The sequence below is a fragment of the Nonomuraea cavernae genome, assembly GCF_014646355.1.
In the GTDB taxonomy this organism is placed as follows: Bacteria; Actinomycetota; Actinomycetes; order Streptosporangiales; family Streptosporangiaceae; genus Nonomuraea; species Nonomuraea cavernae.
This window is the reverse complement of the sequence record NZ_BMNH01000046.1, coordinates 1-20,053: the sequence shown is the minus strand read 5'-3', so window position 1 is coordinate 20,053 and position 20,053 is coordinate 1. Positions and strand designations below refer to the sequence as shown.

Genomic DNA, 20,053 nt, shown 5'->3' with positions numbered 1-20,053 from the left:
GATCACGTGAGACCCCCGGTGGTGGCGATGGGATGCGACGAGGGGAGTCCGATGGTGCCCAGCCCGACCAGTTCCGGGCCGCCGTCGAGCGGGCGGCGGGCCATCCGGGTGGCCTCCTCAGCGGTGCGGGGAGAGGCCCCGGGCAGCGTGCCGCACACCGCTTCCAGCAGCCGCGCGTACGGAGTGGCGACCTTGATCAGGGCGAACTTCAGCAGTTCGAGCCCGGCCCGGTGTTCCTGGAGCAGCTCGGTCCCGTCCTCGCGCTCCAGGGTCGCGTAATCGAGGACGACGGGCAGGTAGTCGGGCAGCTCGTCGCTGCCCGGAGGCGTCAGGCCGTGCGCCCGGTAGCGCGCCTTGATCGCGGCGAGGGAGAACCCCCGGCGGCGGGTGTCGCCGTCGGTCCACCAGGTCAGGTGCAGCGAGCGGCGGTTGCGGATGTCGAAGACCGACACGTAGTGCTCCTCGGCCCGCAGCGGCTCCTGGCCCGCCAGGTGCTCGGCGAACTCGGCGACGGCGGCCACCGGCGGATGCGCGCCGGTCTCGGCGAGCGCGGCCCGGATCAGCGGCAGCCGGTCGAGCAGGGCCTGGTCGGGGTAGCGCAGGCACAGCCCGGCCGCCCGGCGCACCACGGCCACGCCGTCGGCGGACAGCTCGGGTCGCCGCGAGGTCCATGGTGGCCTCATCACGACTCCTCGCGCTTGCGCCGCTCGCTGATCTCGCCCGGTTCGGCGCCCAGCCCCTCGCCCTTGTCCACCTGACCGCCTCGGGGGCCGTCGCCGCCTTGCGACCGGTACGGGAACAGCCCCTCGGGAAGGCCGCGGCCGTCCCAGTTGAGCAGGTTGATCCGGCCCCTGTGGCCGGAGGTGTCGGCGGCCGACTCCGAGGTCTGGCGTTCGCGCAGGCCGTGGAAGGTCTCCACGGACAGGGGCGCCGGCCGGCCGGACGCCTCACCGAACGGCCCCGACGTCTCGGTGCCGCCCATCCCCGGACCGCCCTCGTAGTCGAGGCTGCATCCGCTCAGCGCGGTCTCCTCCAGGTTCCGTACGTCTCCGGCGGCGGCCGTCGGGATGACGTAGCGCTCCTCGTACTTCGCCAGGGCGAGCAGCCGGAACATGCTGTCCAGCTTCTCGACGCCGAAGCCGACCGAAGCGGCGATCTCCGGGTCGACCGGCTCGCCGAGGTTGATCCGCCGCCGGTGGGAGCGCATCGCGGCCAGCCGTCGCAACGCCAGCTCGACGGGGGCCGGGTCGCCCGCCGTGAAGAGCTCGGCCAGGTAGGAGACCGGGATGCGGAGCGTGTCGATGGCGCCGAACAGGTTCTGGTAGTCCTCGCCGTCGTGGCCCGAGGCGGTGATCGCCTCCACCACGGGCGACAGCGGAGGCACGTACCAGACCATCGGCAGCGTGCGGTACTCCGGATGCAGCGGCAGCGCCACGCCGTAGGTGGCGATCAGGTCGTAGACGGGCGAACGGCGGGCCGCCTGGATCCAGTCGTGCGGGATGCCCGCCCGCTCGGCGGCCCGCCGCACTTCCGGGTCGTGCGGGTCGAGGAACAGGCTGAGCTGCGCCGGGTAGAGGTCCTGCTCGCGCGGGGTGGCCGCGGCCTCCGGCGCCCGGTCGGCGTCGTACAGCAACACGCCGATGTAGCGCAACCGGCCGACGCAGGTCTCGGAGCAGACGGTGGGCTGGCCGACCTCGACGCGCGGGAAGCAGAAGGTGCACTTCTCGGCCTTGCCGGTGCGGTGGTTGAAGTACATCTTCTTGTACGGGCAGCCCGTGACGCACATCCGCCAGCCGCGACAGCGGTCCTGGTCGACCAGCACGATCCCGTCCTCCACGCGCTTGTACAGCGCGCCCGACGGGCAGGACGCCACGCACGACGGGTTGATGCAGTGCTCACAGATGCGCGGCAGGTAGAACATGAAGGTCTGCTCGAGCTCCGTGCGCACCTTGTCCTGGATCCGCTGCAGGACGACGTCGTCGCCCTGGTGCTGCGGCATGCCGCCCAGGTCGTCGTCCCAGTTGGCCGACCAGGTGATGTTGTCCATCCGCTTGCCGCTGAGGAGCGAGCGGGGCGCCGCCACCGGGAAGTCGTCACCGGCGGGGGTGTCGAACAGGTCGTTGTAGTCGTAGGTCCACGGCTCGTAGTAGTCGCGGATGTTGGGCAGCAGCGGGTTGGCGAAGATGCTCGCCAGCCGGCGCATCCGGCCGCCCGCCTTGGGGACCAGCCGGCCCCGCGAGGTCAGCTTCCAGCCTCCCCGCCAGCGTTCCTGGTCCTCGTAGCGGCGTGGATAGCCCTGCCCGGGGCGCGTCTCCACGTTGTTGAACCACACGTACTCGACGCCGGACCGGCTCGTCCACGTCTGCTTGCAGGTGACCGAGCAGGTGTGACACCCGATGCACTTGTCGAGGTTCATCACCATGCAGATCTGGGCCATGACGCGCATCAGTACTCGACCTTCTGTGCCCGCCGCCGGATCACCGTGATCTCGTCACGCTGGGTGCCGACCGGGCCCATGTAGTTGGGGAAGAAGGAGAGCTGGGCGTATCCACCGATGAAATGGGTGGGTTTGACGAGCACGCGGGTCAGCGAGTTGTGGATGCCGCCCCGCCGTCCGGTGGTCTCGCTCTTGGGGACGGCGATGACGCGGTCCTGGGCGTGGTGCATGTAGACCGTCCCGGCCGGCATCCGGTAGGACACGATGGCCCGGGCGACCACCACGCCGTTGCGGTTGACCGCCTCGATCCAGTCGTTGTCGGCGACGCCGATGGCCTCGGCGTCCTGCGGGCTGATCCAGATGACCTGACCGCCCCGCGACAGCGACAGCATGATCAGGTTGTCCTGGTATTCGGAGTGGATGGACCACTTGTTGTGCGGGGTGAGATAGCGCACGGTCACCTCGCGCGCGCCGTCCGGGCCGAGGACGGGCTCTCCGAACAGCCGGTGCATGTTCAGCGGCGGCCGGTACGTCGGCAGGTTCTCGCCGAGCTCGGCGATCCAGTCGTGGTCGAGGAAGAAGTGCATGCGCCCGGTCAGGGTGTGCCAGGGCTTGCCGTGCTCGGTGTTGATGGTGAAGGCGCTGTACTGGCGTTCGCTGGTCTCGATGCCCGCCCACTCGGGGCTGGTGATGGTGGTCTGCGGGTGCGCCTGGGTGGCGGCGTAGGTGATGCGGTGGTCGGCGTCGGCGCGGGCGAGGTCGGCCAGCCCGTTGCCGGTGCCCACCTGCCGGGCCAGGGTGCGGAACCCCTGGTCGGCGAGGCGTCCGTTGGTCGAGCCGGACAGCGCCAGGATCGCCTCGCACGCCTTCTTGCCGGTGTCGATCAGCGGCAGGCCGTCGGCGAGGCCGCCGCGCGCGACGCCGTTCGTCTGGCCCAGCAGCCTGACCTCGTGATCCACCTGGTAGTTGACGCCCTTGCAGGGCACGCCCTTGGACTCGGCGAGCGGGCCGAGGGTGCGCATCTGGGCGGCGATCGCCGTGTAGTCCCGCTCGACGACGGTCACGCTCGGCATGGTCCGGCCGGGGACCGGTGTCGAGCCGTCGGCCCGCCAGTCCTGCGCGACGCCCGTGGGGTTGCCCAGTTCGCCGGGTGTGTCGTGCTGGAAGGGCGTGGCCACCAGGTCGTACCGGGTGCCCAGATGCTCGCCGGCCAGCTCGGCCACGCCGTCGGCGATGTCGTTGAAGATCTCGAAGTCGGTGCGGGCCTGCCAGGGCGGCTCCACCGCCGGGTTGAACGAGTGCACGAACGGGTGCATGTCGGTCGCGTTCAGATCGTGTTTCTCGTACCAGGTCGCGGCCGGCAGCACGATGTCGGACAGCAGGGTCGTGGACGTCATCCGGAAGTCCAGCGAGAGCAGCAGGTCGAGTTTGCCCTCGGGCGCGGGGTCGCGCCAGCGCACGTCGCGTGGCCGGACGTCCTCGGGCGCCTCGGTGGCCCGCAGGTTGCTGAGCGTGCCCAGCAGGTGGCGCTGGAAGTACTCGGCTCCCTTGGCGGACGAGCCCAGCAGATTGGCCCGCCACGCGATGAGGATGCGTGGCCAGTTGTCCGGATGGTCCGGGTCCTCGGCGCAGAACTTCAGCCGGCCCGCCGCCAGTTCACCGGCGACGTGCTCGCCCGGGTCCCGGCCGGAGGCGCGAGCCTCGTCGGCCAGGTCCAGCGGGTTGCGGTCGAAGGTGGGGTAGGAGGGCATCCAGCCGAGCCGGGCCGACTGGGCCAGGACGTCGACCGCCGTCATCCCGGCCAGGTGTCCCTTGCCGAGCGGCGAGGTCAGGACGTCGGCGCGGAAGTGGTCGTAGCGCCACTGGTCGGTGTTGAGGAAGAAGAAGCCGGTGCCGATCATCTGCCGGCTCGGCCGCTTCCAGTCGTTCGCGGTGGCCAGCGTGGTCCAGCCGGTGAGCGGGCGGCACTTCTCCTGGCCGACGTAGTGGGCCCAGCCGCCGCCGTTGCGCCCTATGCAGCCGGTGATCAGCAGCAGCGTGATGAAGTTACGGTAGGTGGTCTCCGAATGGAACCAATGGTTCGTGCCGGCGCCCATGAGGATCATGCAGCGGCCGTTGGTGCTCTCGGCGGTCATGGCGAACTCGCGGGCGGTCCGGATGGCCGCGGCGGCCGGCACCGAGGTGATCGTCTCCTGCCAGGCCGGGGTGCCGGGGGACGCGGCGTCGTCGTAGCCGGTCGGCCAGTCGCCGGGCACGCCGTCGCGGGCGACGCCGTAGCGGGCCAGCATCAGGTCGTACACGGTGGTGACCAGCGGCCCGCCGGGCGTCAGCCGTCTGGCCGGGACGCCGCGCCGGAGCACCGCCCCCGACCCGTCGGCGGTGTCGAACCGGGGGAGCAGCACCTCGGCGCCCACGGCGTCGGGCAGGCCGTGCAGGGTGAGCCGGGGCAGGACGTCGCCGAGGTCGAGGTTCCAGCGTCCGTCCTCGTGCGACCAGCGGTCGGCGACGGTGCCGGACGGGACGACCAGGGCGCCGGTGGCCTCGTCCAGCAGCACGGTGCGCCATTCGGCGTTCTCGGCCGCGGCGTGCTCCCCGCCGAGGTCGGTGGCGCGCAGGAACCGCCCCGGCACGTACGAGCCGTCCTTCTCCTCCAGCCGGACGAGGAACGGCATGTCGGTGAAGCGGCGCACGTAGTCGAGGAAGTACGGCACCTGCCTGTCGACGAAGTACTCGCGCAGGATCACCTGGCCCATCGCGTGGGCCAGTGCGCCGTCGGTGCCGGGATGGGGGTGCAGCCAGTCGTCGGCGAACTTGCTGTTGTCGGCGTAGTCGGGGGAGACCACGACCACCTTCTGGCCGTTGTAGCGGGCCTCGACCATCCAGTGCGCGTCGGGCGTGCGGGTGACGGGAACGTTGGAGCCCCACATCATCAGGTAGGCCGCGTCCCACCAGTCGCCGGACACCGGCACGTCGGTCTGGTCGCCGAACACCTGCGGGGAGGCCACCGGCAGGTCGGCGTACCAGTCATAGAACGACAGCGCCTGGCCGCCGATCAACGACAGGAACCGGGTCCCGATCGCGTGGGACAGCATCGACTGGCCGGGGATGGGGGTGAACCCCGCGATCCGGTCGGGACCGTGCGTCTTGATGGTGTGCACATGGGCGGCGGCGATCATCTCCAGCGCCTCGTCCCAGGTGGTGCGCACCAGCCCGCCCTTGCCGCGCGCCTGCTGGTAGCGGCGCCGCCGCTCCGGGTCGCCCACGACGTCCGCCCAGGCCAGGACCGGGTCACCGAGCCGCCTGCGGGCCTCGCGGTACATCTCCACGAGCACGCCGCGCGCGTACGGGTAGCGCACCCGGGTCGGGTGGTAGGTGTACCAGGAGAACGCCGCTCCGCGCGGGCAGCCCCGGGGCTCGTACTCGGGACGATCGGGGCCGGCCGTCGGATAGTCGATCTCCTGGGTCTCCCAGGTGATGATCCCGTCCTTGACGTACACCTTCCAGGAACAGGAGCCCGTGCAGTTGACTCCGTGGGTGGAACGTACGATCTTGTCGTGCGCCCAGCGGTCACGGTAGAAGACCTCGCCCGCGCGTCCGCCCCGATAGGACACGTCCCTCAGGTCGTCGGAGTAGGTGCCCCGGCTGAAGAAGTGTCCGATCCGCAGGAGGGCCGACGTGGCCCCCTCCTTGGGTTCCTCGGCCGTTCGCTCGTTGACCATGTCGTCTATCTACCAACGGTGGCGGCAGACAACCGATCAAAATCATACACGTAAAGTAATCTCTCAATCTCGGAGAGTTATATCGACTCGTCGCCAACCGTGACAGGTCGTACTCGGAGCGTCACCGGATCCTGGGAGGCTGAGTACCGGCCGCCGAGGTGATCGACTAGACCGCGAGCGCGCCCGTAGGCGCTGACGTCAGTAAAGCTACTAATGCGCCCCGTCACCCTCGCCTACGGAGAGCGGGGCCGTTTCTGCTGTGCCCGGGTCAGGAGGTTGCCGCCAGCTCGGGCCAGCCGTGCAGCCCGATGGCCATGCCGTCGAGGTACTGTCCGATGCCCGCAGCGGTGTACGGCACCACGTTGTCCGGCAGGCCGCGTAGCGGCGTCCAGATAAGCCCGCCGCACTTGGCGGGTTCGGCGTTCACCGGCTCCCCGTACCACTGGGAGGTGGCGAAGAACACGCCGAGCCGCGGCCGGCCTTCGGGGGACAGGTGGTGGACGACAGTGGCCGGCCGCAGGTCGCGCCGGTCGATGGCCACCCCGATCTCTTCCCGTGCTTCGCGGATGGCGCAGTCGACGACGGTTTCGCCCTCCTCCAGGTGGCCGGAGGGCAGGCAGTACCAGCCGTCGCGGTATCCCGTGCCTTCACGTAGGCACAGCAGGACGTCGCCGGCGCGCTGAAGGATCACGTGGACATCGACGGTCACCTGATACCGCTGCTTCATGTCGGCCACCTCGGGGGAGCTACTGGCGTTGCTGGCGTGACAGTAACGCACTGGCGTGGCAGGTGATGGCCTGGACGGCGGCTTGCGGTGAAAAGGTCCCGGTGTCCAGGGTGTACAGCGGGAAGCCGTCCTGGGCGAGCACGGTGGCCAGCTCGTCGTAAAGGCGTACCTCCGGCGTGCTCGACCCGTCGTGCTCGAACCGGCTGTGCGCACCGCGCCCGCGTAGCCGGGCCTCCAGCAGGTGGGGTGCCGCAGTGAGGATGATGGCCAGGTCGGGCCGCCGAGCCGGCGCGTTGAGCTGGCGGACGTACTCCAGTGGCACGCCGTCGAGGCTCTGCAGCACGTAGGAGGAGGGCACGTACCGGTCGCACAACACGAGCTGGCCGCGCGACAAGGCGGGTTCGATCTCGTCGACCAGGTGGTGGAACCGGTCGGCCGCGACCAGGCATGCCAGGGACAGGCCATGGAACTCGCTGGTCAGCTCGCGCGCGGTACGGCCGAGCAGCCCTCCGGATGGCTCCCGGGTGAGACACACGCTGTGACCGGCGGCCTCCAGGGCGGCGCCGAGCAGCGGCAGCAAGGTGGACTTGCCGACGCCGCCGGGCCCGTCGACGGTGACGAACAGGCCAGGCATCAGAGCCTCCCGGCGGATTGGGTGCGGGCGTGCTGCTCGCGGGCGAGTGCGGCGAGGTGGCGGTGGATCTCGTCCTCGGGCGTCTCGCCGAACTGGATGCCGGAGGAGAAGTTGAACTCGTCTCGGCCGCGGATCGCTTCGTCGTCGCCGCCGAGGTCGACGGGCGCGTAGGCGAGTAACTGTTCGGCGGTGTACTGGCCGGTGGCCATCAGTCGCCCCCACTCAGGGGTGCCGGGGTAGGGCCGGAACTGGAAAACGGATGCCCGGAACGTTCCAGGGCGGCGCTCGGCTACCTCCCACAGCCGGCGCACCAGGGCAACCGTCTGCTGCAGCTCGGACCGGCTCTCCCCGGGGAAGCCGAGGATGAAGTACCCCTTCACGCCGATGCCGCGGCGCACGAGCCGCTCGGCGACAGACGCCACCATGCCGGGGGTGATCCGCTTGTCGATGTAGGACAGCACCCGCTCACTGCCGGACTCGATGCCGAGGGCCACCTCCCGCAGGCCGCACATGGCGAGCTGGTCGAGCTGAGCATCGCTGCGCCGATCGAGCACATTGATCCGGCCGGTCGCATCCCACACCGCCCACCGGCCGACGTCGGCCTGCTCGAAGGCGGCCATCATCCGGTCGATGATGCGGCCGGCGCCGAGGAACAGGTCGTCGACGAACCGGAACGCCCTCACCGCGTTCCGGTCCCGAAGATCCTGCATCTCGGCGAGGATGTTGCTCGGTTCGCGGACGCGGATCGTCACGTCCGGGTTGGCGGAGACGGCGGCGCCGCAGAACGAGCAGTCGTAGGGGCAGCCGCGGGCGCCCACCATGTTCGCCTCGATGCGGCCATCGCCGGCCGTGTACGGATCTTGGGCGAGGTAGGCGCGGTCAACGAACGGGAGTGCGTTGATGTCGGGTGCCAGGTGGTGGCCGGTGCCGGGGCGGCCGCCGGTGGCGGGCTGGGCGAGGAGCCGGTCAACCCACATGACGCCGGGCAGGTCGGCGCGGTTGCGGTGATCGGCGAGGAGTTCGACCACGCGAGTCTCCGCCTCGCCGAGGATGAGCGCGTTACAGCGGGCCATGCGCGGGTCGGCCAGGATCCGCTGCGGCATTGCTTTGGCGTGGTGGCCGCCGGCCATGATGTGGATGCCGGGGTCGAGGCCGGCGGCGATGGTGGCGGTGAGGTCGTAGGTGGGGGCCAGGAGGTTGAAACCGACCCAGCGGGGTCGGGCCTGGTTGATGAGGGCGATGGTGTCGTCCACCGGGAGGCCGGCGGCTTCGGCGTCCAGGACGCCGACGCGGTAGCCGTGGGTGGCGGCGTAGGTTGCGATGTACGCCATCCCGAGGACGGGCAGGGTGTAGTCGTTGACGCGGGGTCGCAGCGCGTAGTCGCGCAGCGGAGCGTTGACGAGAATCAGGTCGAGCTGCCCGCCGGGGTTACTGCACGGGCCTTCCTGGATGAGCGGACTGATGGACATGTTGGTCTCCCCAAGCGAGGGTGACGGCAGTCAGGGCGGATAGGTGTGGCCCGGCCAGGTCGCGCCAGAAGGCGGCGAAGCCGGGCTCGTCGTCGGGCCAGGCCGTCGCCGGGTCGGCGCGGCTGGCCCAGATGCGCACGGCGAGGTCGCCGTAGGGGTAGACGGAGAAGTCGCCGGTGTGATCGGCGACGGCAGCGCCTGCGGTCCACGGGCCGATACGCGGGACCACCTGCAGCGCTTTGACCAGGACGTCGGCGGGCATGGTCGCCCATTCGTCGCCGTGGTGCAGGTAGGCGTGCGCGGCGGCGCGCAGAGGGCGCCGTTTGAATGCCATGCCGAGGTCGGCGAGTTGCTGGTCGGGCATGGCGAGGATCTGCTCGGCAGTCGGTGGCAGGTACGTATGCCCGGCGGGCTGTCCGGCGGCGGCGAGCAGCTCCCGGTACATGGTGCGGGCCTGCGAGGCTCGGATGACCTGGCGGATGATGGCCGTGGCCAGGGCGTCCCACAGGTCGGTGTTGCGCACGCGGCGGACGGGGCCGAGTTCGTGGAGTGCGCGGGCCAGCCCTCGCGGGAGGCCGAGATCTGCCAGTGCGGCGGGATCGTAGGTTTCGGGGTGCGGGGCCGCTCCGTCGCCGTCGAGCAGGATCGGGCCGTTCGTCGTGGCGGTGATCAGCCATGTTCCGGTCGGGGTGCGCATGGCGCGGGTCGGCGGGCGGCGCAGGTCCCAGCCGGGGTGATCGAGCATCCAGTTCATGAGGGTGATCTCCAATGCGTGCGGCCTCGTAGTCAGGTGCATGAGTGTGGCAGGGCATAGACCTCCACCTGGTCGCTTCAGTGCAGCGGGGGGATCGCCGCCGTCCACTCGTAAAACCCGTAAGTGGCCCCGATCATGAGACGCCGCGCAGCACATGAAGGATCTTGTCAGATACACCGTGCACGTTGCCGGCCCGTCCGAGCACCGGTCCCCACGTCCACCTGTAATGATCGCCCTGGGCCGCCACCATGCCGTTCAGCTTGCGGTCATCCGGGTTGACGATCCACAGGTGGGGTCTCGCCCGGATGCTGCGGATCTCGGCGTCCCAACCGCGCTCCGCCAGTTCGCCGCGCAGCAGCTCCAGCCATGCTCTGGCGTCCATGACCGTGTCGGTCTCCATAGCCTCGAACGGTAGAGACGTGCCCGGCGCGAATCTTCACAGCTGTGAAGTCAGTGCGAGACACCCATCCGGGCAGCCATGCCGCGCAGCTCCCGGCTCCCGGCCGCGGCCCGGGACTGCTCCATCATGACCGCCACCGCCTCACGCACCCGGCTATCGTTGCGGATCTTGTGCGGGGCGACGCTCTCGGCCCGTCGCAGCCACTGCACGGCCTGTTCGCACCTGCGCGGTTCGCGGGCCAGGCCGCGGCCGACGTCGGCCAGGAACGCGGCATGACGTCCCCGGCGGCCAGCCAGTTTCCGCTCGTCGACCTGTTCCGCGAGGCCGAGCACGCCGCCGCTCTCGCCCTGCTCGACGGCCAGCCCGACGCGCCACACGCCGACGCTCGTGGTGCTGAACGCGCCCCAGTTCTCCAGCGGGTCGTCGGCCACTCGGGTGGCCAGCTCCGCGGACTCCGACAACCAGTGATCGGCCCGGCCCGGGTTGGCGGCCACCGTCGCGGACAGGGCGGCGACCAGGGTCAGCATGCCGAGCACCGGCACGGACGCTTCCTGGACGTGTGGCTGCAACGCGTCGGCGGCGGCCTCGGCGGCGGTGAGCCGGGCACGCCACGAAGTGGTCGGCATCGTGTGGATGCGCAAGCTCGCGGCCTTGCCTGCGCTGACAGGGTCGTCGAGCATGCCCGCGATCTCCGTGGCGCGCATGGCGGCCAGGGCCGCCAGGTCGCCGTAGCCGAGATCCTTGGTGATGAACGTCGCGGTCTGGAGCGCCTCGATGAGGGTTTCGAGCGCCAGACGCTGTTCGTGCTCGTCGGCGGGCGCGGCGGCGTGCACGTGAAGCTCGTCGATCAGGGCGGGCAGGACGTCGCCCGCCTGGCGGAACTTCAGTTTGCTGCGGTCGAGCCGGGTCATCTCCGCCGTCAACTCGTGCAGGGCGCGCGCGTGGTCGACGGCCGGCGCGGTGAGCGCATTGGACAATAGCGCGGCCCTGATGTGCGGGATGGCGGCGTGTGGTTCGGACTGGACTGGATCGGAGGACAGGTGCGGTCCGCCCGTGAGGTCGGTTTCGGAGACCTTGAGTGCGGCGGCCAGTGCGGCTTTATAGGAGCGCCGATCAAGGGCGCGCTGCCCGCGCTCGGCCATGGACAGGTAGGACTGGCTCATCCCGGTCAGTCCTGCGAGCTGGGCGAGCGTCATACCGCGCCAGCGGCGTAGGGTCCGCAACCGGGCCCCGATGGTGGTGTCCTCGTGCATAGGCCCTGCACCTCCTGAGGATGTCGCAATCTCAGGCTATGGCGCAGGGACTCACGTATGCGAGGGGTCACGAGGATTGACCCGGCGCCGCACGGCCGGGTGAGCTCAACCCGATGAACTCCGGCCCCTCAAGCGCCGCGGTCACGCCGGCCGACCCCGATCTCGCGCAGCGCGACAGGCTGCCGGACGGCACACAGCGAGCACACGATCGCCATCACCAGCGACGGAGCCGAAATCCTCACCTTGCCGAAGCAGAGGCAACCGTGAGGCCGAAGCCACGCCCGCCCCTGCGCTCCTGGCACCCCATCGCGAATCGCCGGTGAAAAGGAGGACCCTTCGGGCGGGAGCCTTCACTCCTCGGGCAGGAGCTTGCCGAGCAGGGTGCGCAGCTCGCGCTCGGCGTCGGCGCCGAGGACGTCGAGGATCTCGGTCTGCAGGCGGCGCAGCGCGTCGTGGACCACGACGAGACGCCGCCGGCCGAGGTCGGTGAGCTCCAGGGCGTAGCGGCGCCGGTCGTGGGGGTCGCGGCCGCGGGCGACGAGACCGAGCTGGACCAGCTCGTCGATCACCTGGGCGGCGGCTGGCTCGGAGATGTCGAGGTGTTGGGCGAACCGCTGCTGAGGGCACGGGCCCAGCTCGTCGATCGCCGTCAGGGAGCCGAAGTGCCGGGTGCGCAACCCCGAGCCGGCCAGCAGCGCGTCGCCCATGCGGCGCAGCCGGTAGTGGGCCTGGGCGACCAGGAAGGCGGTGGTCTGGAGCGGCTCGGGCTCGGGAAGCAGCAGGCTCAGCAGCTCGTTGAGGCGCCGCCGCTCGGCCGGCGTCAGGGGAGCGGTGACGCGGGCGTCGCGCTCGGCGACCTGCCGGCGCATGGCGTCCCGGGCCCGGCGGCCCTCCTCGGTGATCGACAGCGTGTAGGAGCGCCGGTTGGCCGGGTTGCGGGTGCGGGTCACGTGGCCGGCGGCCTCCAGCCGGTCGACCAGCCGGACCATGATCGTGCGGTTGATGCCGAGCCGCTCGGCCAGCTCGTGCTGGGAGTCGGCGTCCTGGTCGGCGAGCGTGTCGAGGACGACGTAGTCGCGGGCCTGCGGGTCGTCGCGCACCGCCTCGGCGGTGAACCGGGCGTAGACCCGGCGCAGCAGCTTGCCGACGGCTTCCTGGGTCTCCGTCGTGGCCGGCCTGTCGTCCACTGATGCACCTCCGCCGGGCAGCTTACCGAAGCCGGTGATGGTTAAGTGGAAAAATAGTTGGCAGATTGACAGTTAGATTATGGATAGTTAGCGTACTTGATATCGCGTCGGACGTCTGGACGCGTCAATCCCCTGCCACCTCGCCGCGCGCCAGACCTCCGGCGCGCCCATGCCCATGGAGCCAAGTCATGACCTTCGCCCTCGACATGACGATGATGTTCGCGATGCACGACGCCCTGCGGCGCGAGCTGGAGCGCATCGCCAAGGTCGCCGCCCGCACCGGCGACGACCCTCGACAGGTGCTGCGGACCGCAGCGGGCTGGGAGCTGTTCAAGACCTTCCTGGTGGTCCACCACACGTCCGAGGACATCGCGTTGTGGCCCGCCATGCGGCAGGCGCTGGCCGCCCGTCCCGACGACCTCGCCCTGCTGGACGCCATGGAGGACGAGCACGCCGCCATCGACCCCCTGCTGGCCGGCGTCGACGAGGCGCTGGCCGACCGCGACCACGGCGCCGAACGCCTCGGCGGGCTGGTCGACGCCCTGGTCACCGGCCTGGGCGGGCACCTGCGCCACGAGGAGGCCGAGGGCCTCGCACTGATCGACGCCACCCTGACCGGCGAGCAGTGGCAGCACTTCGCCGAGGTGCACCGCGACCGGATCGGCGGCGACGCGCCCCGCTACCTGCCGTGGCTGCTCGACGAGGCCGACCCGGAGACGGCCGCGCGCGTCCTCGGCCGGATGCCGTCCCCGCTGGTGGCCGCCTACCACGACGAGTGGCGCCCCGCCTACGCGTCCCTGCGCCTCTACTCCTGACCCCCTGACACCTCACCACCGAGAGAGCCCCCTTGATGTCCGTGCACGACGAAGTCCGCGCCCTGCCCGGCGCACCCACCCGCGAGCGTCCCGGCCTGGCCCTGCTGGTCATCGCCGCCGCCCAGCTCATGCTCGTCCTCGACGGCACCATCGTGAACGTCGCCCTGCCCAGCATCCAGAGCTCCCTGGGCATCGCCCAGGCCGACCTGAACTGGGTGCTCACCGCCTACGCCCTGGCCTTCGGCGGACTACTGCTCATCGGCGGGCGGGCCGGCGACCTGTTCGGCCGCCGCCGCGTCTTCCGCCTCGGCCTGGTCGTGTTCACCGCGGCGTCGCTGCTCGGCGGACTCGCCCCCACCGGCACGGTGCTCATCGCCGCCCGTGCGCTGCAGGGCGTCGGCGCCGCCATCGCCGCGCCCACGGCGCTGTCCCTGCTGGCCACCACCTTCCCCGCCGGTCCGGCGCGCACCAGGGCGCTCGGCGTCTACGGGGCGATGGGCGGCCTCGGCTCGGTCGTCGGGCTGCTGCTCGGCGGCGCCCTCACCGAATACCTCGACTGGCGCTGGGTCCTGTACGTGAACGTGCCGATCGCGATCGCGGTGCTGACCGGCACCGGCGTGCTGGTCGACGGCGGTCGTGACCGCGGCCGCGTCGACCTGCCCGGCGCGGTGACCGCCACCCTCGGCCTGGGCTCCCTCGTCTACGCCATCAACCGGGCCGGCTCCCACGGCTGGACGGAGCCGGTCACCCTCGGCCTCTTCGCCGCCGCGGCGCTGCTGCTGACCGTGTTCCTGCTGGTGCAGCGACGCAGCCCTGCCGCGATGCTCCCGCCCGCCATCCTGCGCGACCGCGGCCGGGCGGGCGCGAACGCCGTCATGTTCCTGATGGGCGCGGGCATGATGGCCACGTTCTACTTCCTCACCCTCTACATGCAGACGATCAAGGGGTACGGCCCGATGCGGACCGGGCTGGCCTACCTGCCCTTCGCGCTCGGCATCGGCGTGGCCTCGGGCGCGATCGGCCCTCGCCTGCTGAGCCGCCTGTCCGAACGCGCGGTCACCGTCATCGGCCTGACCCTGGCGACCACAGGCATGGCCTGGTTCACCCTGCTCACGCCGGAGACCGGCTACGTCGCCGTCCTGCTGCCCGCCCAGTTCGTCGCGGGAGCCGGGCTCGGCCTGGGCTTCGTCACCACGACCATCGGCGGCGTGCGGGGCGTCGCCGCCCGCGACACCGGCATCGCCTCAGGGCTGGTCAACACCAGCCAGCAGATCGGCGGCGCCCTCGGCCTCGTCGTCCTGGCCGCCGTGGCCACCGCCGACGCCTTGCTCCCCGCGTCGCTGACGACCGGCTACACCACGGCTCTGCTGGCCGGTGCCGGCCTCTACCTGGCCGCCCTTCTCGTGGCCGCCGCCACGCTGCCCCGGACGCCCCCATCCGCGCCCCCGGCCGACCCGGAGTCGGTGACCGTCAGCCGAGTCGGCGCGCACGGCGGCTGAGCCGGTGTCAGGGTTCGACCAGGCCGGCGCGGATGGCGTGCCGGGTCAGGTCGAGGCGGTCGCGCAGGCCCAGTTTGCCGAGCACGTTGGCCCGGTGACGGTCGACGGTCTTGACGCTGATCACCAGGAGGTCGGCGATCTCTTTGGAGGAGTGCCCTTCGGCGATGAGCTTGACGATCTCTTCCTCGCGCGGGGTCAGCAGGCTGTCGGGGACGGTCTCGCCCTGCTCGTGGCGCTGCAGGTAGTCGCGGATGAGGGCGGTGACCGCCCCGGGGTAGAGGAACGGCTCGCCGCGCATCGCGGCCCGGCACGCCTCCAGCAGGTCACGGTCGGCGACCGACTTCAGCACGTAGCCGGAGGCGCCCGCCTTGAGCGACTCGAAGAAGTACTGCTCGTTGTCGTACATCGACAGCATGAGCAGCCGGATGCCGGGCGCCCGCCGGGAGATCTCGCGGGCCGCCTGGATGCCGGTCAGGCGGGGCATGGCGATGTCGAGGATGGCCAGGTCGACCTCGATGCCGGAGCGGGTGGCGATCTCGATGGCCTCGGCGCCGTCGCCCGCCTCGGCCACCACCGTCAGGTCCGGCTCGGCGTCCAGGATCAGCCGCAGCCCGTGACGGACCAGGGCGTGATCGTCGGCCAGCAGGATGCGGGTCTGCCGCTGCTCCGTGCCCACGCTCATCTCGCCCACGCTCATCTCGTTCACGCTCGCTCCTTCGTGACCGGCACGGCCAGACGAACCCGGAGCCCGCCCCCCGGCGCCTCCTCGATGGTCAGGTCGGCGTTGACGAGCAGGGCACGCTCGCGCATGCCTCGGATGCCGGCGCCCTCGCGGATCGGCCCGCCGTCGCCGTCGTCGGTGATGCGCAGCACCACGTCGCCGTCGTCGGCGCACAGCGACAGCTCCACGCGTGAGGCGTGGGCGTGGCGGGCGACGTTGGTCAGGCCCTCCTGCGCGATGCGGTAGATCACCAGCTCGACGTCGCTGCTCACCTCGGGCAACCGCGGGTCGAACACGCGGGCCACCGGCACGCCGCTCATCTGGGAGAAGTCGCTGGCCAGCGCGCTCATGGCGCTGAGCAGCCCGAGGTCCTCCAGCACACCGGGCCGCAGTCTGCGGGCCACCTGACGCACCTCGTCGAGGCTGGCGCGGACCGTCTCCTGCACGGTGTGGAGCTCCTCGCGCAGGTCGTCGGGGGCGCGGTCCACCGCGCGCTTGAGGCCGAGCAGGACGACGGTGAGGCTCTGGCCGATCTCGTCGTGCAGCTCGCGGGCGATGCGCTGGCGTTCGGCCTCCTGGGCGGCCAGGGTGTGGGCGGTGCTGGCGCTGCGTTCGGCCTCCAGCCGGTCGAGCATGGAGTTGAACGTGGCGATGAGCGTGGTCAGGTCACCGTTGCCGTTGTGGGCGATGCGGTCGCTGTGGCGCAGCAGGTCCACCCGTTCCATCAGCGTGGTGAGGGCGCTGAGCGGTGCGAGGCTGTTGCGCAGCACGAACGCGTTGACCATGATCATCAGGGCCAGTCCGATGAGCAGGATCGGCACCTCGGTGAGCAGCACGGGGGAGGAGACCGTCGCCGGCGACAGCGCCAGCACGGTCAGGCCGATGGTGAAGAGCAGGCCGTTCATCACGACGATCCGCCAGAACAAGGCCGAGGCGGGCGTGCGCGCGAGCCGGCTCGCCCGGGCTCCCAGCATCGCGGGCCTGTTCGATGGTGCGGTCATGTATCCAGCCTCACCGCTGGTGAGGGTATTTGTCCATGCGGGCCATGCCGCATTGCGCACCGCCCCGACGCGACGGCTCAGACGCCGTCTACATGCCGTCCACCAGCGCATATGGGTGCCAGACCCGATGGCGGGCACAGCCTGCCCGGCACGAGCCCGCTCACGCGCCGGGGGAGCGGTCACTCAGGCTCCCGTGACGCCGTCCACGCACTGCCGGATCAGATCGGCGTGCCCGTTGTGCCGGGCGTACTCGCCGACCATGTGGACGAAGACCATGCGCAGCGAGTACGTGCCGCCGCCGGGCCGGACCAGTGTGGAGTCGAGTGACACGCCCGCCACGGCCTGGCGGGCCAGGTGCTGCTCGGTGAGCAGCGTGGCGTACTCGGTCTCGGCCCGCGCCGGGTCGAGGTCCTCGAAGTCGGCGTCGGGCCGCTCCGGGGTCGAGTACAGGTTCTCGATGGGCTCCCCGCGAAAGCGCCGGAACCAGTTGCGCTCCACCTTCGACAGGTGCCGGATCAGCCCCAGGAGCGACAGGTTGGACTGCGGGATGGGCGCCAGGGCGAGCTGCTCTCCGGTGAGCCCGGCGCACTTGTGCAGCAGCGTCGAACGATGCCAGTCGAGCAGGTCCCGCAACAGCTCGGGCTCGGGCGCGACCAGCGATCCGCCGGCGCGGGTCACCTCGGGAGCAGTCCAAGTCATCCGGACATGATGCCACGAATCGGATGTCCGTCCGCAGCCCTCCACTCGCCCGCTCATCCGGGCTTCGACCTCGCACCCGGGCCGGCCGATCTGATGCGGCCGGTCAGGAACTCCTGTTCGGCGGCGTTGTCGCTGAGTGCCAGGGCCTCCCGGTAGGCCCGGACGGCCTCCGTGTCGCGGCCGAGGCGGTGCAGCAGGTCGGCCTTGGTCGCGGGCAGGTAGCGGTAGCCGGCCAGGCGGCCCTCCGCCTCCAGCGCCTCGACCTGGGCCAGCGCGGCCGACGGCCCGTCGACCATGGCCAGGGCCACCGCCCGGTTGAGCGCGACGACGGGTGACGGCCAGATCCGCAGCAGCTCCCCGTACAGGGTGAGGATCTGCGGCCAGTCGGTCTCGGCGTAGGTGGGCGCCTGCGCGTGCAGAGCGGCGATCGCCGCCTGCAACGTGAAGCGTCCGGGCGGACCGGCGGTGAGCGCGGCCACCACGAGCCGGTCGGCCTCGGCGATCAGCTCGTGGTCCCACGCGGAGCGGTCCTGCTCCTCCAGGCGCAGCAGCGTCCCGTACGCGTCGGTGCGGGTGGCGCGGCGCGCGTGCTGGGCCAGCAGCAGTGCCAGCAGCCCGGCGGTCTCACGCTCGCCCGGCAGCAGCAGGCGCAGCATCCGGGCCAGGTCGAGCGCGCGCCCGGTGAGCTCGTCGCGGACGAGCCGCTCGCCGGAGTACGCGGTGTGGCCGGTGGCGTAGAGCAGGTGGACGACGGTCAGCACCGAGTCGAGGCGCCGGGGAAGCTCACCGGGAGCGGGCACGGCGTAAGGGATGCGGGCGACCGCGATCTTCTTCTTGGCCCGGGTCAGCCGGGCGGCCATCGCCGATTCGCCGACGAGGAAGGCCCGCGCGATGTCCTCGGTCGCCACCCCGCAGACCAGCCGCAGGGTGAGCGCGACCCGCGCCTCCTCGGCCAGCGCCGGATGGCAGCAGGTGAAGATCAGCCGTAGCCGGTCGTCGGGAATGGTGTCCCGCCCGGACGGTCCGGACGGCTCGAACGCCTCGGACGGCTCGGTGTCATCGGGCTGCACCAGCAGCGGCAGCTTGGCGTGCAGGGTCCGGTCGCGGCGCGTCATGTTGAGGGCGTTGCGCCGCGCGACCGTCGTCAGCCACGCGCCGGGCCGCTCCGGCACCCCGTCGCGGGTCCACGTGGTCAGCGCCTTGACGTAGGCGTCCTGCACCGCCTCCTCGGCGCTGTCGAGGTCGCGGGTGACGCGCACCGTCGCGGCGAGCACGTACGCCCACTCGCGACGGTGCGCGTCGGCGACCGCCTGCTCCACGGAATTCACGGAATCCACGGAATCCACGCGGCTCAGTCGCCCGCCGGAGTCTCAAACCCGATCAGCGGCCTGACCTCGACGCCCCCGCTGACGATCGGCGTCAGCCGGGCCAGCGCCAGCGCGTGGTCGAGGTCACTCGCTTCGATCACGAAGACGCCGGCCAGCGCCTCCTTGGTCTCGATGAACGGGCCGTCCGTGATCAGGTCGCCCCGGATCGCGGTGGCCGTGGCGGACGGCTCCAGCGCCAGCCCCGCGATGATGCGCCCGCCCTGCTCGGCGATCCGATCGGGCAGCCGGTCGTGGGCCTCCATGATCTCCGGCGGCAGGTCGGCCACGCCACCGGGTGTCTCGCGCTCGAAGATGAGCACCGCATATTGGGGCATCACACAACATCCTTCGCGAACACGCCGTCCAGCCAGGTGCTCCAGGTCTGGGTGAGCTCCGCCTCGTCGGCACCGGCGACAAACATATGGTGCGCGACGCCGACCGGCCAATCCCACACGTCACGGCCGTAGAAGCGGTAGAGGGCGTCGTCGCCGCGCACGCCCAGGAAGGTGGCGGTGGCGTAGTCGACGACGCCGTCGATCGGCTCCATCCCGGCCGGTGTCAGCCGAACCGTGTCGCCGGCGGCGACGTCCTCGGGCACGCCCAGGGCCTGGCGCAGCACCGCGAAGCCGCCCTTCGCCGACGAGTCAGGGGCCTCCGCGCTCACGTAGGCCGCGTCACGCCCGGAGAAGTGCCGCAGATACTCGCCGAGTGAGTGGTAGTAGAAGGCGGTGTGCCGCCGGCAGGCGTCGAGCTCCCGCTCGTGGTTCTCGGTGGTCTCGCCGCGATGCCGGTAGCTCAGGAAAGTGCCGCCCCGGCTCGGCTCCAGCACGTAGTCGAGCTCGTTGGACCCGTCTGCCGACCGCGTGGTGAAGTGACGCGGCGGATCCCAGACGGTGACCGTGCCCGCGCTCGTGAGGCCGCGTTCCGCGCCGCCGACCCACGGCTCGTATGCGATCTTCCAGTACCAGCCGGCGGTGTGGACGGTGAACGCGTCCCACACCTCGCGCGGGGCGGCGGGCAGCTCGCCCTCCCACCGCACTTCGAATCGTTCGGACATGTCGTACGCCTCCATGCTTCGTCAGTCGTAGCCCTTCACCCCTACGACACGCGGGCACGGCCGGAATCGACAACGGCGCGCGATCCTTTTCAGCGTGATCTGGCGTGGAACCCTGGGCGTTTACGACTTTGTTGGCCGATTCGGTTCACGCGGCTAGGCCGAGTTCAGCGCCGAGTCGTTCCAGGTGAGAGGCGCGAGTGCCGCGGATCTGGGTGTCGGTCCACCAGGCGTCCAGGCGGATGAGGTTGATCGCGGTGGCGGTCAGCAGATGCGCGAGTCGGGTTTTGAGCAGTCCTCGATAGCGGGTGCGGCGG

The 20,053-nt window shown here is 71.0% G+C and carries 18 protein-coding genes and 1 pseudogene; 3 read left to right on the top strand and 16 right to left on the bottom strand.

Annotation, left to right across the window (positions count from 1 at the left end):
• Positions 1 to 2: 2 nt before the first annotated feature.
• The 9 genes from narJ to IEY82_RS37220 all read right to left on the bottom strand — a co-directional run bounded on the left by narJ (position 3) and on the right by IEY82_RS37220 (position 11,393).
• Positions 3 to 683, bottom strand: coding sequence for a nitrate reductase molybdenum cofactor assembly chaperone (gene narJ, locus IEY82_RS37260; protein WP_189129003.1), 681 nt, complete (start codon positions 681 to 683; stop codon positions 3 to 5).
• Positions 683 to 2,446 (bottom strand): nitrate reductase subunit beta, encoded by a 1,764-nt coding sequence (gene narH / locus IEY82_RS37255; protein WP_189129002.1) that lies wholly within the window; start codon positions 2,444 to 2,446, stop codon positions 683 to 685. Before narH ends, narJ begins: the two co-directional genes overlap by 1 nt.
• Entirely contained in the window at positions 2,446 to 6,156 is a 3,711-nt protein-coding gene (locus IEY82_RS37250) for a nitrate reductase subunit alpha (protein WP_189129001.1), read from the bottom strand. The genes narH and IEY82_RS37250 overlap by 1 nt, the downstream gene beginning before the upstream one ends.
• Positions 6,157 to 6,424: 268 nt before the next feature.
• Positions 6,425 to 6,883: an NUDIX hydrolase gene (locus tag IEY82_RS37245; RefSeq protein WP_189129000.1), complete on the bottom strand. Its 459-nt coding sequence runs from the start codon at positions 6,881 to 6,883 to the stop codon at positions 6,425 to 6,427.
• 19 nt (positions 6,884 to 6,902) lie between these two features.
• Positions 6,903 to 7,517, bottom strand: a complete 615-nt coding sequence (tmk, locus tag IEY82_RS37240) for a dTMP kinase (RefSeq protein WP_189128999.1) — start codon at positions 7,515 to 7,517, stop codon at positions 6,903 to 6,905.
• Positions 7,517 to 8,986, bottom strand: a complete 1,470-nt coding sequence (locus IEY82_RS37235) for a B12-binding domain-containing radical SAM protein (RefSeq protein ID WP_189128998.1) — start codon at positions 8,984 to 8,986, stop codon at positions 7,517 to 7,519. Before IEY82_RS37235 ends, tmk begins: the two co-directional genes overlap by 1 nt.
• Positions 8,946 to 9,740 carry a DNA-3-methyladenine glycosylase family protein gene (locus IEY82_RS37230; RefSeq protein WP_225264342.1) on the bottom strand — a complete coding sequence of 265 codons (795 nt, stop codon included), beginning with the start codon at positions 9,738 to 9,740 and terminating at the stop codon, positions 8,946 to 8,948. Before IEY82_RS37230 ends, IEY82_RS37235 begins: the two co-directional genes overlap by 41 nt.
• A gap of 133 nt (positions 9,741 to 9,873) precedes the next feature.
• Positions 9,874 to 10,140, bottom strand: a complete 267-nt coding sequence (locus tag IEY82_RS37225) for a hypothetical protein (RefSeq protein ID WP_189128997.1) — start codon at positions 10,138 to 10,140, stop codon at positions 9,874 to 9,876.
• A gap of 50 nt (positions 10,141 to 10,190) precedes the next feature.
• Positions 10,191 to 11,393, bottom strand: coding sequence for a helix-turn-helix domain-containing protein (locus IEY82_RS37220; protein WP_189128996.1), 1,203 nt, complete (start codon positions 11,391 to 11,393; stop codon positions 10,191 to 10,193).
• Between the two features lie 165 nt (positions 11,394 to 11,558).
• Here IEY82_RS37220 and IEY82_RS39705 point away from each other — a divergent pair.
• A pseudogene (locus tag IEY82_RS39705) lies at positions 11,559 to 11,660 on the top strand (type I methionyl aminopeptidase); the annotation flags it as partial.
• A gap of 83 nt (positions 11,661 to 11,743) precedes the next feature.
• Here IEY82_RS39705 and IEY82_RS37215 read toward each other — a convergent pair.
• The gene (locus IEY82_RS37215) at positions 11,744 to 12,580 is read right to left on the bottom strand and encodes a MarR family winged helix-turn-helix transcriptional regulator (RefSeq protein ID WP_225264340.1); all 837 of its coding nucleotides are present in this window, start codon (positions 12,578 to 12,580) and stop codon (positions 11,744 to 11,746) included.
• Positions 12,581 to 12,768: 188 nt separating this feature from the next.
• Between IEY82_RS37215 and IEY82_RS37210 the strand changes: the two genes are divergently transcribed.
• Together IEY82_RS37210 and IEY82_RS37205 are read left to right on the top strand one after the other, a co-directional pair.
• Positions 12,769 to 13,395, top strand: a complete 627-nt coding sequence (locus IEY82_RS37210; RefSeq protein WP_189128995.1) for a hemerythrin domain-containing protein — start codon at positions 12,769 to 12,771, stop codon at positions 13,393 to 13,395.
• A 35-nt stretch (positions 13,396 to 13,430) separates the two neighbouring features.
• Positions 13,431 to 14,894 carry an MFS transporter gene (locus IEY82_RS37205; protein WP_189128994.1) on the top strand — a complete coding sequence of 488 codons (1,464 nt, stop codon included), beginning with the start codon at positions 13,431 to 13,433 and terminating at the stop codon, positions 14,892 to 14,894.
• A 7-nt stretch (positions 14,895 to 14,901) separates the two neighbouring features.
• Here the strand turns inward: IEY82_RS37205 and IEY82_RS37200 are convergent, their stop codons facing one another.
• From IEY82_RS37200 to IEY82_RS37175, 6 genes are all read right to left on the bottom strand, one after another.
• Positions 14,902 to 15,591, bottom strand: coding sequence for a response regulator (locus IEY82_RS37200; RefSeq protein ID WP_189129026.1), 690 nt, complete (start codon positions 15,589 to 15,591; stop codon positions 14,902 to 14,904).
• 5 nt (positions 15,592 to 15,596) lie between these two features.
• On the bottom strand, positions 15,597 to 16,616 hold the full coding sequence (locus IEY82_RS37195; RefSeq protein WP_189128993.1) for a HAMP domain-containing sensor histidine kinase: 1,020 nt from the start codon (positions 16,614 to 16,616) through the stop codon (positions 15,597 to 15,599).
• Positions 16,617 to 16,799: 183 nt separating this feature from the next.
• The gene (locus IEY82_RS37190; protein WP_189128992.1) at positions 16,800 to 17,315 is read right to left on the bottom strand and encodes a DinB family protein; all 516 of its coding nucleotides are present in this window, start codon (positions 17,313 to 17,315) and stop codon (positions 16,800 to 16,802) included.
• Positions 17,316 to 17,368: 53 nt separating this feature from the next.
• Complete coding sequence (locus IEY82_RS37185; RefSeq protein ID WP_225264338.1) at positions 17,369 to 18,643, bottom strand: RNA polymerase sigma factor; 1,275 nt, start codon at positions 18,641 to 18,643, stop codon at positions 17,369 to 17,371.
• Positions 18,644 to 18,666: 23 nt separating this feature from the next.
• Positions 18,667 to 19,017, bottom strand: a complete 351-nt coding sequence (locus IEY82_RS37180; RefSeq protein WP_189129024.1) for a YciI family protein — start codon at positions 19,015 to 19,017, stop codon at positions 18,667 to 18,669.
• Positions 19,017 to 19,739, bottom strand: coding sequence for an SRPBCC domain-containing protein (locus IEY82_RS37175; RefSeq protein WP_189128991.1), 723 nt, complete (start codon positions 19,737 to 19,739; stop codon positions 19,017 to 19,019). The genes IEY82_RS37180 and IEY82_RS37175 overlap by 1 nt, the downstream gene beginning before the upstream one ends.
• Between the last annotated feature and the right edge of the window lie 314 nt (positions 19,740 to 20,053).

Coding starts and splice junctions, on each gene's coding strand:
- IEY82_RS37205 (WP_189128994.1), top strand. CDS start 13,431: ATGTCCGTGCACGACGAAGTCCGCGCCCTGCCCGGCGCACCCACCCGC.
- narJ (WP_189129003.1), bottom strand. CDS start 683: ATGAGGCCACCATGGACCTCGCGGCGACCCGAGCTGTCCGCCGACGGC.
- tmk (WP_189128999.1), bottom strand. CDS start 7,517: ATGCCTGGCCTGTTCGTCACCGTCGACGGGCCCGGCGGCGTCGGCAAG.
- IEY82_RS37245 (WP_189129000.1), bottom strand. CDS start 6,883: ATGAAGCAGCGGTATCAGGTGACCGTCGATGTCCACGTGATCCTTCAG.
- IEY82_RS37200 (WP_189129026.1), bottom strand. CDS start 15,591: ATGAGCGTGGGCGAGATGAGCGTGGGCACGGAGCAGCGGCAGACCCGC.
- IEY82_RS37250 (WP_189129001.1), bottom strand. CDS start 6,156: ATGGTCAACGAGCGAACGGCCGAGGAACCCAAGGAGGGGGCCACGTCG.
- IEY82_RS37235 (WP_189128998.1), bottom strand. CDS start 8,986: ATGTCCATCAGTCCGCTCATCCAGGAAGGCCCGTGCAGTAACCCCGGC.
- IEY82_RS37175 (WP_189128991.1), bottom strand. CDS start 19,739: ATGTCCGAACGATTCGAAGTGCGGTGGGAGGGCGAGCTGCCCGCCGCC.
- IEY82_RS37230 (WP_225264342.1), bottom strand. CDS start 9,740: ATGAACTGGATGCTCGATCACCCCGGCTGGGACCTGCGCCGCCCGCCG.
- IEY82_RS37210 (WP_189128995.1), top strand. CDS start 12,769: ATGACCTTCGCCCTCGACATGACGATGATGTTCGCGATGCACGACGCC.
- IEY82_RS37225 (WP_189128997.1), bottom strand. CDS start 10,140: ATGGAGACCGACACGGTCATGGACGCCAGAGCATGGCTGGAGCTGCTG.
- IEY82_RS37180 (WP_189129024.1), bottom strand. CDS start 19,017: ATGCCCCAATATGCGGTGCTCATCTTCGAGCGCGAGACACCCGGTGGC.
- narH (WP_189129002.1), bottom strand. CDS start 2,446: ATGCGCGTCATGGCCCAGATCTGCATGGTGATGAACCTCGACAAGTGC.
- IEY82_RS37195 (WP_189128993.1), bottom strand. CDS start 16,616: ATGACCGCACCATCGAACAGGCCCGCGATGCTGGGAGCCCGGGCGAGC.
- IEY82_RS37190 (WP_189128992.1), bottom strand. CDS start 17,315: ATGACTTGGACTGCTCCCGAGGTGACCCGCGCCGGCGGATCGCTGGTC.
- IEY82_RS37220 (WP_189128996.1), bottom strand. CDS start 11,393: ATGCACGAGGACACCACCATCGGGGCCCGGTTGCGGACCCTACGCCGC.